Source organism: Mesorhizobium sp. WSM4807 (genome assembly GCF_055811615.1).
This window is the reverse complement of record NZ_JBVVQY010000006.1, coordinates 84,583-96,027: the sequence shown is the minus strand read 5'-3', so window position 1 is coordinate 96,027 and position 11,445 is coordinate 84,583. Positions and strand designations below refer to the sequence as shown.

Here is an 11,445-nt window from a genome sequence, read left to right as displayed (position 1 = left end):
CTTGATGGTATTGAGGTCTGCTTCCAGCGCACGTCTGAGGATGTCGCGGCCTTCGGCCAGCTTCTCGACCTGGCCGGTAACCAGACCATCGATGCTCGACCGGCTTTCCGCCAGCTTGGCGAGGTCGTCCTCAAGCGCCTTGGACAGGGTCGAGCGGTCTTCCGCCAGCTTTTCGGACTGGCCTGCTATGACGTCATTGATCGTATTGAGATCGGATTCCAGCGCGCGCTTGAGGATGTCGCGGCCCTCTGCCAGCTTCTCGACCTGGCCGGTAACCAGACCATCGATGCTCGACCGGCTTTCAGCCAGTTTGGCGAGGTCGTCTTCGAGCGCCTTCGACAGGATTGAACGGTCCTCGGCGAGCCTGTTCATGTGATCGGAGATAAGCCCATTCACGCTCTGCAGGTCGGTTTCCAACGCCTTCGAGAGCTGACCACGGTCTTCCGCCAGCTTTTCGGACTGGCCTGATATGACCTCCTTGATCGTGCTGAGATCGGATTCCAGCGCGCGCTTGAGGATGTCGCGGCCTTCGGCCAACTTCTCGACCTGGCCTGCGACCAGCCCGTCGATGCTCGACCGGCTTTCCGCCAATTTGGCGAGGTCTGCCTCGAGCGTCTGCGAAAGCAGGCTGCGATCGTCGGCGAGCCTGCCCGAATGGTCCTCGATCAGGCCTCGGATGCCGGACAGGTCGCCTTCAAGCGAGCGCGAAAGCAGGCTGCGGTCTTCCGCCAGTTTGGCGGAATGGCTCTCGATGAGATCTTTGATGCCGACAATGTCGGTCTCCAACGCCTTGGCGAGTATGGCGCGACCTTCGGCGATCTTCTCGACCTGACCGGCGACCAGTCCGTCGATGCTGGCGCGACTGTCGGCCAGCTTGCCGAGATCGGCCTCGAGGGCGCGTGAAAGAATGCTGCGGCCTTCGGCGAGCTTGCCAACATGGCCGGCAACCATTTCGTCAATGATCGTACGTGCTTGTACAAGTTTTCCGGAGTCTTCGTTCAATGCTTGTGAAAGCCTGTTGCGGCCCTCTTCGAGCCTTTCGAGATGGCTGCCGAGCGAAGCATCGATGGCGGCGCTTGACTCGTTGACCTTGCGCAGATCCTCTTCGAGGGCGCGCGAGATCAGGTTGCGGCCTTCGGCAAGCTTCTGCACCTGGTCGGTGACGGCCGCGTCGATGCCGGCGCGGCTTTCGGCGAATTTCGCAAGATCGGCCTGCATTGCCGCCGCCATGCGTTCGCGGCTTTCGGAAAGCTTGCGGCTGTGGTTCTCGACGGCTTCTTCGATGCCGACGCGGGCATCGGCAAGCCGCTGGATGTCGGCGTCGAAGGAGCGCGACACCACATGACGGGCCGCTTCCATGCGCCCGGCGAAATCGCCTGCGCGTGCTTCGAGCATGGACGAAGTCGACGAGACAATATCGGCCATGTCGGCGCCGATCTGGGTCTTGCCCTGATCGATCATCGCCGACAGCGTCTCCTTGCTCTCCTGGAAGGTATGGGCGATTTCGCGCGCGCGCTCGACCAGCGTCTCGTTGATCTGGCGTGCGCGGGCCTCGAGCGCGGCGTTGAGCTTCTGGGTGCCGGTGTCGAGCGCTTCGGCGCGGGTCTGGAATTCACTGATCAGCGCCTGGCCGCGTTCGGCCAGCGTCCGCTCGATGCCGTCAAGGCTGGCTTCAAATTCGGAGTTGAGCGTGCGCGCGGCGCCGCCGAGCAACGATACCATGCCGGAGGTCCGATCGTCGAGCAGATCGGTCAGCGATCGGGTGAGGCCGTCGGTCGTGTCCGTCAGCTTGGCGATGCGTGTATCGAGAAGGCTGGCGAAGGCTTCGCCGGAGGTCGACAGCCGGTCCGTGATCGACTCGAGCCGGCCTTCCACCGAATCGAAGATCGACAACGAGCTTTGGTTGATCCTGTCGATCAGCGTGTCGCCGGAATTGGTGATGGTCATCGACAGGTTGGTCGAGGCGTTGAGAATGCTGTCGCGAATGATGTCGCTGGCAGCCCCGATTTCGTCCTTCAGCGTCTCATGCGCGCCGGTGATCGAGGCGCGCACGCGTTCGGCGTGAGTGACCACCGCTTCGCGCTCGCTGCCCAGCCCGTCGACAAGCGAGCGGATGCGCGATTCATTCTCCGAGTAGGAGCGTTCGATCTGGTTCACCTCGCTGTGGACCAGGGTTTCGAGCTCGACGGCACGCGCAAGCGTGCGCTCGATGCCTTCGCCCATGGCCGCCACCTCGCGGCGGACGGCTTGCCCGATCATCATGACGCGATCCTGGGCAATATTTTCCGGCTCGGTCAGGCGGAAGGCCACTTCCGTCATCGACTGAGCCGCGATGCGCATTTCCTGCGCGCGGCGGATCATGGCTGCAAACGCCCAGAACAGGAGGACGGGCAGGATCGCAGCGATCGCCAGGCCGATCAGTTCGGGACGGGCGAAGAACTGGCCGGGCGTGCGGATTTGCCAGATGCCTGGTCCAAACAGCAGGTTGGCCAATGCACCGGCGCCCGCGATCCAGGCAAGCGAAACGAGCGCCACGATCCAGTAGATCGTGTTCGAGGCACGCCGATTGAGGGTGTGCAGCAGCGTTTTGTAGTCTTTTTGACGCGGGTCATTGGCTGGCGTGAAACCGGCCGGCTGGCCATTGCGCGTTTCCAAAGAGCGCAGTTCAGCCGGCTTGGCCATTGCCGCGGGCTTTGCTTTCTGGTCCTGGTTGGCAGGCTCCGTCTGTAGGCTCCAGTTGGCGGGCTCGGCATTCTGTCCCTGGTCGGCGATAGGCTCGGCATTCTGGCTCTGGTCGGCGACAGGCTCGGCATTCTGGTTACGGCCTTCGCGGGCCAACTCGTCGGCAGCCTGCGATATCTGCGCTTCCAGATCTTCCATCGACGCTGCGATGTCGAGGTCGCCGCCGGCATCGCCGCTCAGATCGATATCAAGTGCTTTTTCGAGTTCCCTGGCTACGTCGTTGTCGAGCGTTCTTGTCGTCGATGTTTTCTTCGCCATGCCTTCGCTACCCTGTACAAGCTGCCGCGGGACTTATTGATTCTGCTTGTCGTGTCCCACGCAAGAGGCTGAAAATGGACCTGTCGTATCGTAATGACACACCGGGGTAAAGAAAACATGCATTCGGCGCGATACGTAAAACTTTAAATATAAGGTTAACAGAACTGTGATTCCGGCGCCGTTATCGCAACATTTTTCCGGGCCAATCATTAACCCGTCGTCCACAGGATGGGCCTATTTTTTGCGGCTGGAAGAACGGAGTTGCAGATTCATGCGTGGCGAAAACGGCATTGCCTTCTCGATGCCCGGCGGCGACGTGTCGGGAACGGCCGGGTCGCGGCCGGTGGACCTGGCGCATCTGGCGCGCCAGACGATGGGCGACCGCAGCCTCGAGCAGGAGGTGCTGGCGCTGTTCGTACAGCAGGCGCTGTCGGTTCGCGACAGGATCGTCGACGCCGATGTGGGGCAAAGACTGCTTCTGGCGCACGGGCTGAAAGGTTCGGCGCGCGGCGTCGGCGCTTTCGCTATTGCCGATTGCGCCAGCGCGATCGAACTTCAACCTGAAGATACCAATATCCTCAAGCGGCTTGGCGCCCTGATCGAAGAAGTCCGCGATTTCGTCGCCGCCATCAGCCGTTAAACCGATTTCCGAAAAAAACGGCATATAGCGCCGCTTTCGCGCGGCAGTTGACTTGTCTGCCGGAGTGATTATCTCGGCTGGGACTCCCTTCAGGTGACAAATGACCAAGCTGACCTTCATCGCCCATGACGGCACACAATTTGACGTGGATGCCGAAAACGGCTCGACCGTCATGGAGAACGCGATCCGCAACGCTGTGCCGGGGATCGAGGCCGAATGTGGTGGCGCCTGCGCCTGCGCGACCTGCCACGTCTATGTCGACGAGGCATGGACGGCGGAAGTCGGCGAGCCGGAAGCGATGGAAGAGGACATGCTGGACTTCGCCTACGACGTCCAGCCGAACTCACGGCTCTCCTGCCAGATCAAGGTGCGCGACGCTCTCGACGGCCTGGTTGTACGCGTGCCCGCCCGCCAAGGCTGAAGCGTGAAGGCTGAAGCGCTAGATATAGCCGATTTTTCCGGCTCCGGCTTGGCAGAGGGCCAATGGTCATGCAGTGTCGCGCCGTTCTCTACAGCGCCGCGCGTTCTCTCGGACGCGCAAAGGACGCTGTAGCACCGTGATTTGGCGCATGATCCCCAGCGAAAATCGATTTCGATTTTTGCGGTCGTGCGCATCGAAGGCGCATTCATGACCGATATCACCAGGACGGACGTATTGATTGTCGGGGCGGGGCCTGTCGGCCTGTTCGCCGTATTCGAACTCGGCCTCTTCGACATGAAATGCCATCTGATCGACATACTCGATCGGCCCGGCGGGCAATGCGCCGAACTCTATCCGGAAAAGCCGATCTACGACATTCCCGGCTGGCCATCGATTTCGGCGCAGGGCCTGGTCGACAGGCTGCTTGAGCAGATCGCGCCGTTCAAGCCCGACTTCACCTTCAACCGCATGGTCTCAAGCCTCGAAAAGCTCGAGGACGGCAGCTTTCGCGTGATCACCGACGAGAACGAGGTGTTTGAAGCCAAGGTTGTGGTTATCGCCGCCGGCGGCGGCTCGTTCCAGCCGAAGCGGCCGCCGATCCCGGGCATCGAGCTTTATGAGGGCAAGAGCGTCTTCTACTCGGTTCGCCGGATGGAGGAATTTCGCGGCCACGACCTCATCATCGTCGGTGGCGGCGATTCGGCGCTCGACTGGACGCTGAACCTGCAGCCTGTGGCCAAGAGCGTGACGCTGGTCCACCGCCGGCCGGAGTTTCGCGCGGCGCCCGACAGCGTCAACAAGATGTACGCCATGCAGGAGATGAAGGAACTGGATTTCCAGGTCGGGCAGGTGACGAGATTGTCCGGCGCCGACGGCCAGCTTTCCTCCGCGACCATCAAAGGCCCCGGCGGCGATATCGAGGTGCCGTGCACGCGGATGCTGCCGTTCTTCGGCCTGACCATGAAGCTCGGACCGATCGCCGAGTGGGGGCTCAATCTTCATGAGAACATGATCCCGGTCGACACCGAGAAATTCCAGACGTCGGTACCGGGCATCTTCGCCGTCGGCGACATCAACTGGTACCCCGGCAAGCTGAAGCTGATCCTGTCGGGCTTCCATGAGGTCGCCCTGATGGCGCAGGCAGCCAAGCGCATCGTCAGCCCCGGCGAGCGCATCGTATTCCAGTATACGACGTCGTCGACCAGCTTACAGAAGAAGCTCGGCGTCGCCGGCTGACGCCCACTCTTACTCCACGAGAATCGATCTTATCATCTGGCCTGAGCTAACCCGGCAGCCGGCCGTTCTCGATGCGCTCCATGCGATAGCGCAGCAGCCGCAGGATACGGCTTTCGAAATTGATTGTCTCGACGCGATCGAATTGCATCTGGGCCTGGTCGTGCTTGGCAAGAATAGCGGCGGCGACTTCCGCGGCCTTGGCCTTGGCCTCCTGGCAAGTCTTCTGCGGATAGGTCGCCTTCAGCGCATCCTCGAGGTCGCGGGCATGGTTCTTGGCGATCTCGACATGGCGGTCCTCATGGCGCTTGATGTCGGCGGACAATGTATCCCAAAACAGCCTTACGCCCGCATCAGCCTTGCGCGAGCGGCGCCACTCGGGAAGGATCACCTTGACTTTGAGAGTGACGTCGGCGTCAGCAATCGCGCAGGAATTCGATTTTTCCGCATAGCTGACGCGGGTGGTGAACGCCATCTGCGTGGCGCCTGGATGCCGCATCCCGGTACTTTTCACCTGAGGTCCAAGTTTCGTAAGCTGGGATCCGATATCATCGAGCGTTCTGCCGCCGATGCTGAAGTAGGTATATGTCTTTACCAAACTCGCCGTGCCCGCCGGCAAGGCAGAAAAGGCGAGCATCAGGGCGCAAAGCAGTGATCGTTTCATCATGTTGCCTCTTTGCCTACCATGCGCTACGGCCGCTGCCGGCGCAACGGAATTGATCTTTGGCGGATCACACATGGTTGATGGACAATGACGACACGGCGATGGCAACTGGCGCATGGGCGTCATCTCGACCTTGGCGGCAAGGCGGTGATCGTCGGTATCCTCAATGTCACGCCGGACAGTTTTTCCGACGGGGGACTGTTCGTTGCGCCCGAACAGGCGACGGCCCAGGCCCGCCGGATGGTGCAAGAGGGTGCCTCCGTCATTGACGTCGGTGGAGAATCGACACGCCCCGGCGCATCTCCGGTAGCCGTCGAGGAAGAGCAGGCCCGCGTGCTGCCTGTCATCGAGGCGCTCGCCAGGCTTGGCAAGGCGCTGATTTCGGTCGACACCTATCGCGAGGACACCGCCCGGCTTGCCGTCGCTGCCGGCGCCCATATCGTCAACGATGTCTGGGGCCTGCAGCGCGAACCGGGCGTCGCGCGCGTCGCTGCCGAGACCGGCGCCGGGCTGGTCATCATGCACACCGGACGTGACAGGCAAAAACTGCCCGACGTGATCGAGGATCAGTTTTCCTTCCTCAGGAAGTCACTGGAAATCGCCCGGCGAAACGGCGTTGCCGACGACCAAATCGTGCTCGATCCGGGCTTTGGCTTCGCCAAGGAAACAGCGGAGGAAAATCTCGACCTGATGGCACGGTTTTCCGAACTCGATGCCTTGGGCTTTCCGCTGATGGCCGGTACGTCGCGAAAGCGCTTCATCGGCGCCGTCACCGGCCGCGACGCCTCGGCCAGGGGCGCCGGAACAGCGGCGACGAGCGTCATACTGAGGCTCAAGGGCGCGCAGCTTTTTCGCGTCCACGATGTCGCAATCAATGTGGATGCGCTGGCGCTCGCCGATGCTATGCTGGCGCGTGAAACCACCGCATAGGCTCGAAAATCAAAATCGATTTCCGGCAGGATGCGTAGATTTTAAGCGTTAGAGCGTAGTTTGTGCGTCCAACTGGACCTCGCTCTAATCGAGCGGGACGCTGAGCGATGTATGTCATACGCATGAAGAACTGCGCTTTCTTCGCCCGGCACGGCGTGCTGGATGAGGAGGAGACGCTCGGCCAGCGCTTCTATGTCGACGCCGCGCTCACCGTCGAACCCGGCCGCGCGCTGGTCGACGATTCCATCGAAGATACCGTCCACTATGGTGTCGCCTTCGGGGTGATCGAAAAGATCATAACCGGGGAGAGGCGTTTTCTGATAGAAGCGCTGGCGCTGGAGGTGGCCCGGGCGCTGACGGCCCGGTTTCCCCAGATCAAAAAGGCCGAGATTACCGTGCGCAAGCCGAACGCTCCGGTGCCCGGTGTGCTCGATCATGTCGAGGTGACCGTTGTCTGGCCCGAATAACACAGTCTACCTCAGCCTTGGCGGCAATCTCGGCGACCCGGCAAGGTCGATGGGCGCGGCGCTGCGCATGCTGGACGCCGACGAGAACACGCGCGTGGTTGTGGTCTCCTCGCTTTACCGCACACCACCCTGGGGCAAGCTCGACCAGCCGGATTTTCTCAATGCGGCTGCCGAAATTTCGACTGTGCTCGCACCACATGCTTTGCTCGATCTCTGCCTCGATGTAGAGTGCAGGCTGAAGCGGGTGCGCGAGGAGCGCTGGGGTCCACGCCTGATCGACATCGACATTCTGGTGTTCGGTGATCGGATCATCCACGAAACCGGGCTGGAAGTGCCACATCCGCGTATGCTGGAGCGCGCTTTCGTTCTGGCGCCGCTGGCCGAGATCGCAGCTGACCTCACCGTCGACGGCAGAAGCGTGGCGGAGCGGCTTGCCGCTCTCGACAGCGCCGGCATCGAGCGACTGCCGTCCGGCCGGGATTGGTGGCTGACCTAAACGGCGTGTTTTCAAATGGAACCGCTGCGCTGCTCTATCTCTTTGTTTACGCATTGGATTTAACCGAAAGCCGCTTCGCACCTTTCGCTCCGATGCACTGAGCTCAGCCGGAAAATCCGCCGCCGTCGAGGAACACCTGTTCCTCCGGCGTCGTCTCGCGGCCAAGCATCCTGTTTCGATGCGGAAAGCGGCCGAAGCGCTGAATGATCTCCAGGTGCTCGACCGCATACTTCAGATAGGATTGGGCTTTGGCGGTAGTGAGGTCCACTGATTTGAGCTGGTCGGCGAGATGCTCCGAATGCTCATAAGGCAGATAGAGGAAGACGCGCAGCTCTTCGTCGAGCGCCAGATCCTGGCCGGCGGCGATCGCCTTTTCGGCAAAATGCCTTGCCAGCGGGTCGGTCGCATACATATGGCCGGTGCCGCGAAAGCAGTTTCGCGGGAACTGGTCGAGCAGGATCATCAGCGCCAGTGAGCCTTCGGCATGCTCCGACCAGTCGTCGCATTCACGCCGCGCGGCAGCGTAGTGCAGGTCGAGAAACCGGTTGCGGAACTCGGCGTCGAAGGCATCATTCTTCTCGAACCATGCATCCTCTCCAGCGTCACGCCAGAATTTGGTGACGGAGAGCGAGCGCTCGTCCAGTTCGATCATCTGTTTGCTCCAGGTGTTAAATCCGCAGGCTCGGATTTATGCAGAACGCCGGCGGTTTCTTCATTGAGCGCCTGACCGGCGTGGCGTGGCTGGCTGAGCGGTGTCGGAATCGGCGTGCCGATATTGCCCTTGAGGAAGCGCGCTCCGGCGCGAACGCCTTCGGCGAGCTGCAGCTCGAAGCGGGCGGCATCGCGGTGGCGGACGTCCTCGATCACCTCGGCGACTTCCTCCGGGTCGACGCCCAGCGCTTCCAGCGTGGAGCCGCCGAAGACAAGCGCTGATTCGAAGGTTTCGCGAATCTGGAAATCGACGTCGGCACCTATCAACTGGAGTGCGGTTCCGCGGTCGAAAGCGCGTGCCAGCACGGTCAGCAGGGGAAACTCCGCCTTGATGAGCTTTGCGATGCGGATGGCGACATCGGGTTTGTCGACGCAGATCAACACGGCGCGCGCGCGGCCTGCGCCTGCGGCACGCAGAATGTCCAGCCGCGTGCCGTCGCCATAATAGACCTTGAAACCGAAATCGGCCGCCGCCTGGATCATCTCGACCTCATTGTCGATGATCGACACATCGATCCCGCGCAACAGCAGCGGCTGGCTGGCGATCTGGCCGAAGCGGCCGAAGCCGATGATCAGCACGCTGCCGGTAAGGCCATCGGCGATGTCGACGCCTTCGAGCGACTGCTCGTCGCGCGGCGTCAGATACCGCAATGCCAGAATAGCCAGCGGTGTCAGCACCATGGAGATGATGACGATCGCCGTCAGGGTCGCATTAGCCTGGCTGTCGATGATGCCGACCGCCGCGGCGGCGGAATAGAGAACGAAGGCGAATTCGCCGCCTTGCGCCATGAAGACGGCACGCTCGAACGCTTCCCGGTGACCGGTCTTGAGGATGCGGGCGACGAGGTAGATGCAGATCGCCTTTATCACCATGTAGTTGACGACGTAGATGACGACAATCCGCCAGTTCTCGATGACCACATGCAGGTCGAGCGACATGCCGACAGCGAGGAAGAACAACCCGAGCAGCACACCGCGGAATGGTTCGACATCGGCCTCCAGCTGATGGCGAAAGGTGGATTCCGACAACAGCACGCCGGCCAGAAAAGCGCCCATCGCCATCGACAGGCCGCTGAGCTGCATGGCAAGCGCCGACCCCAGAACGACCAGAAGGGCGGCTGCGGTCATCACTTCGCGGGCGCGGGCGTCCGCCAGGATGCGAAAGAACGGATTGAGCAGATAGCGCCCGGCCAGCACCAGCCCGACGATGGCGGCAAGGCCGATGCCCACCTCCGTCAGCCGCTGCGTCAAGCTCATATCGGCGCCGCCCGGCGCCAGGAAGGCGATCAGGGCCAGCAGCGGCACGATCGCCAGGTCCTCGAGCAGCAGGATGGAGACAATGCGCTGGCCTTTGGGCGCGGCGATCTCACCGCGCTCCTCCAGAAGCTGCATGACGATCGCCGTCGAGGTCAGCACGAAGCCGGCGCCGGCGACGAAGGATTGCGAGACCGGAAAACCTCCCGCCAGTCCGACGCCGGTCAGCAACAGCGCGCACACGCCGACCTGCAATGCCCCAAGGCCAAAGATCTCTCGCCTGAGTCCCCACAGCCGCGACGGTTGCATCTCCAGCCCGATGATGAACAGGAACATGACGACGCCGAGCTCGGCGACGTGAAGAATCGCTTCCGATTCGGAAAAGATGCCGATGCCGAACGGGCCGATGACCACGCCGGCCGCCAGATAGCCGAGAATGGAGCCAAGCCCCACGCGCTTGAAGATCGGTACGGCGACAACACCTGCGGCGAGCAGCGCCACCACGTGGATCAGATCGCTGCCCGCTGCTTCTGCCGCCATGCCTGCCGTTCCGTTCTCTCTAGGGACCGCCGCACGTGCTGCGGCATCGAGCGCCCAAGATAGGGGCTTCGGCTGAAATCGAACAGTCCGAATCCGGAAACTGGTGCAGCAGTGTTGCAGGCGCGCTCCACAGCTTTATGCACCCGCTGCGTTGAATGTTGCAGCAATCGGGCGCCTGACTGCACGACCGAAATGCTGACCAAGAAGGTTCAGGACATGACCGCAGCCCCTCAGGAGGCGGTTACCAAGGATCCGGCCAAGGCAGCCGACCTCACCGCCAAGGTCCAGGCGGTCACAACCAAGTATCAGCGCACGACAACGGCGGACGAGGCCTGCAAGGCCTATGACGAGTTGATCACCGCCATCAAGGGCTGAGCATCGATCAGAGTTTTGGAAAAAGCGGTGGCCGTGGCTGCCGCTTTTTGCAACTAGAGTAGAGCGCTGCACGTCCTATCGGTCGCGCAATGGCCGCTCAGTTCGGCGCGATGGAGCCGACTTCGACCGTATCGACGCGCTTCAGCTTCATGCCAATGACCGGCACCAATTGCTGGTCGACGCGCACCGCAACCGTCACCGTCATCGAATTGTCGTTGGGGACAAGAGCCTGCATCACGCCGCGCAACTGGTTGCGGTTGATGGTGAAGACGACCTTGTTGGCGCTGACCACGTTGCCGCCGATAATGTCGAGGCCGGAACCGGCAGCACCGCCCATGAAGCTGCCCTTGTAGCCCTCGCGGCCTTTGTGCTGGATCGTCGCCGACATCTGCTGGGTGAACATGCCGACCCGGCAGCCGCCGTCGAGCGACATGCCGATCTTGCCGTCTGGTGTCGAACCGGTGAAATTGCAGGTGAATTTCGTGCCCTTGTATTTGCCGGCGACGATTTCCCCTGGGCCGACCCATTCGCCTTCCACCGATTGAAAGAACTTCTTGTCCCGTTCTGCTGCAAAGGTCTTTTCGGCCATGCCGGCAGTTGTTGAAACCACGACCGCCATCGGCAGGACGCTAGACAAGATCACGCTTTTCATCGACGACACCCGGCAACAAAGAGACTGGTTTGGAACCCGTCCGACCATGAACAAGATTGGTT

12 protein-coding genes are annotated in these 11,445 nt (G+C 61.7%); 7 read left to right on the top strand and 5 right to left on the bottom strand.

The window, feature by feature from the left end:
- Positions 1 to 3,000 (bottom strand): coiled-coil domain-containing protein (locus AC0L3N_RS09955; RefSeq protein WP_473547425.1); only part of this gene is annotated, 3,000 nt, incomplete at its 3' end.
- Positions 3,001 to 3,271: 271 nt separating this feature from the next.
- On the opposite strand from AC0L3N_RS09955, the gene AC0L3N_RS09950 reads away from it, so the two are divergent.
- From AC0L3N_RS09950 to AC0L3N_RS09940, 3 genes are all read left to right on the top strand, one after another.
- Positions 3,272 to 3,640: an Hpt domain-containing protein gene (locus AC0L3N_RS09950; RefSeq protein WP_473547423.1), complete on the top strand. Its 369-nt coding sequence runs from the start codon at positions 3,272 to 3,274 to the stop codon at positions 3,638 to 3,640.
- A 100-nt stretch (positions 3,641 to 3,740) separates the two neighbouring features.
- The gene (locus AC0L3N_RS09945) at positions 3,741 to 4,061 is read left to right on the top strand and encodes a 2Fe-2S iron-sulfur cluster-binding protein (RefSeq protein WP_023762917.1); all 321 of its coding nucleotides are present in this window, start codon (positions 3,741 to 3,743) and stop codon (positions 4,059 to 4,061) included.
- 207 nt (positions 4,062 to 4,268) lie between these two features.
- Entirely contained in the window at positions 4,269 to 5,297 is a 1,029-nt protein-coding gene (locus tag AC0L3N_RS09940) for an NAD(P)/FAD-dependent oxidoreductase (protein ID WP_473547421.1), read from the top strand.
- 46 nt (positions 5,298 to 5,343) lie between these two features.
- On the opposite strand, the gene AC0L3N_RS09935 is transcribed toward AC0L3N_RS09940, so the two are convergent.
- Positions 5,344 to 5,961, bottom strand: a complete 618-nt coding sequence (locus tag AC0L3N_RS09935; protein WP_473547419.1) for a DUF922 domain-containing Zn-dependent protease — start codon at positions 5,959 to 5,961, stop codon at positions 5,344 to 5,346.
- Between the two features lie 84 nt (positions 5,962 to 6,045).
- Here AC0L3N_RS09935 and folP point away from each other — a divergent pair, with 84 nt between their 5' ends.
- The 3 genes from folP (at position 6,046) to folK (ending at position 7,851) form a co-directional block, all read left to right on the top strand.
- Positions 6,046 to 6,888 carry a dihydropteroate synthase gene (gene folP, locus AC0L3N_RS09930; RefSeq protein ID WP_473547417.1) on the top strand — a complete coding sequence of 281 codons (843 nt, stop codon included), beginning with the start codon at positions 6,046 to 6,048 and terminating at the stop codon, positions 6,886 to 6,888.
- Between the two features lie 107 nt (positions 6,889 to 6,995).
- Positions 6,996 to 7,355, top strand: coding sequence for a dihydroneopterin aldolase (folB, locus tag AC0L3N_RS09925; RefSeq protein WP_123145775.1), 360 nt, complete (start codon positions 6,996 to 6,998; stop codon positions 7,353 to 7,355).
- Positions 7,339 to 7,851, top strand: a complete 513-nt coding sequence (folK, locus tag AC0L3N_RS09920; RefSeq protein ID WP_123145776.1) for a 2-amino-4-hydroxy-6-hydroxymethyldihydropteridine diphosphokinase — start codon at positions 7,339 to 7,341, stop codon at positions 7,849 to 7,851. The genes folB and folK overlap by 17 nt, the downstream gene beginning before the upstream one ends.
- A gap of 103 nt (positions 7,852 to 7,954) precedes the next feature.
- Here folK and AC0L3N_RS09915 read toward each other — a convergent pair whose 3' ends face one another.
- On the bottom strand, positions 7,955 to 8,503 hold the full coding sequence (locus tag AC0L3N_RS09915) for a DUF924 family protein (RefSeq protein WP_165848374.1): 549 nt from the start codon (positions 8,501 to 8,503) through the stop codon (positions 7,955 to 7,957).
- The gene (locus AC0L3N_RS09910) at positions 8,500 to 10,356 is read right to left on the bottom strand and encodes a monovalent cation:proton antiporter-2 (CPA2) family protein (protein ID WP_473547415.1); all 1,857 of its coding nucleotides are present in this window, start codon (positions 10,354 to 10,356) and stop codon (positions 8,500 to 8,502) included. The genes AC0L3N_RS09915 and AC0L3N_RS09910 overlap by 4 nt, the downstream gene beginning before the upstream one ends.
- Before the next feature lie 216 nt (positions 10,357 to 10,572).
- On the opposite strand from AC0L3N_RS09910, the gene AC0L3N_RS09905 reads away from it, so the two are divergent.
- Positions 10,573 to 10,731: a hypothetical protein gene (locus AC0L3N_RS09905; protein WP_473547413.1), complete on the top strand. Its 159-nt coding sequence runs from the start codon at positions 10,573 to 10,575 to the stop codon at positions 10,729 to 10,731.
- A 97-nt stretch (positions 10,732 to 10,828) separates the two neighbouring features.
- Here the strand turns inward: AC0L3N_RS09905 and AC0L3N_RS09900 are convergent, their stop codons facing one another.
- Positions 10,829 to 11,383 (bottom strand): hypothetical protein, encoded by a 555-nt coding sequence (locus tag AC0L3N_RS09900; RefSeq protein ID WP_473547411.1) that lies wholly within the window; start codon positions 11,381 to 11,383, stop codon positions 10,829 to 10,831.
- Positions 11,384 to 11,445: the final 62 nt, after the last annotated feature.

Bases quoted from the DNA above. Each gene is read 5' to 3' on its own strand.
- AC0L3N_RS09945 (WP_023762917.1), top strand. From the start codon at position 3,741: ATGACCAAGCTGACCTTCATCGCCCATGACGGCACACAATTTGACGTG.
- AC0L3N_RS09940 (WP_473547421.1), top strand. From the start codon at position 4,269: ATGACCGATATCACCAGGACGGACGTATTGATTGTCGGGGCGGGGCCT.
- AC0L3N_RS09950 (WP_473547423.1), top strand. From the start codon at position 3,272: ATGCGTGGCGAAAACGGCATTGCCTTCTCGATGCCCGGCGGCGACGTG.
- AC0L3N_RS09905 (WP_473547413.1), top strand. From the start codon at position 10,573: ATGACCGCAGCCCCTCAGGAGGCGGTTACCAAGGATCCGGCCAAGGCA.
- AC0L3N_RS09910 (WP_473547415.1), bottom strand. From the start codon at position 10,356: ATGGCGGCAGAAGCAGCGGGCAGCGATCTGATCCACGTGGTGGCGCTG.
- AC0L3N_RS09915 (WP_165848374.1), bottom strand. From the start codon at position 8,503: ATGATCGAACTGGACGAGCGCTCGCTCTCCGTCACCAAATTCTGGCGT.
- folP (WP_473547417.1), top strand. From the start codon at position 6,046: ATGACGACACGGCGATGGCAACTGGCGCATGGGCGTCATCTCGACCTT.
- folB (WP_123145775.1), top strand. From the start codon at position 6,996: ATGTATGTCATACGCATGAAGAACTGCGCTTTCTTCGCCCGGCACGGC.
- AC0L3N_RS09900 (WP_473547411.1), bottom strand. From the start codon at position 11,383: ATGAAAAGCGTGATCTTGTCTAGCGTCCTGCCGATGGCGGTCGTGGTT.
- AC0L3N_RS09935 (WP_473547419.1), bottom strand. From the start codon at position 5,961: ATGATGAAACGATCACTGCTTTGCGCCCTGATGCTCGCCTTTTCTGCC.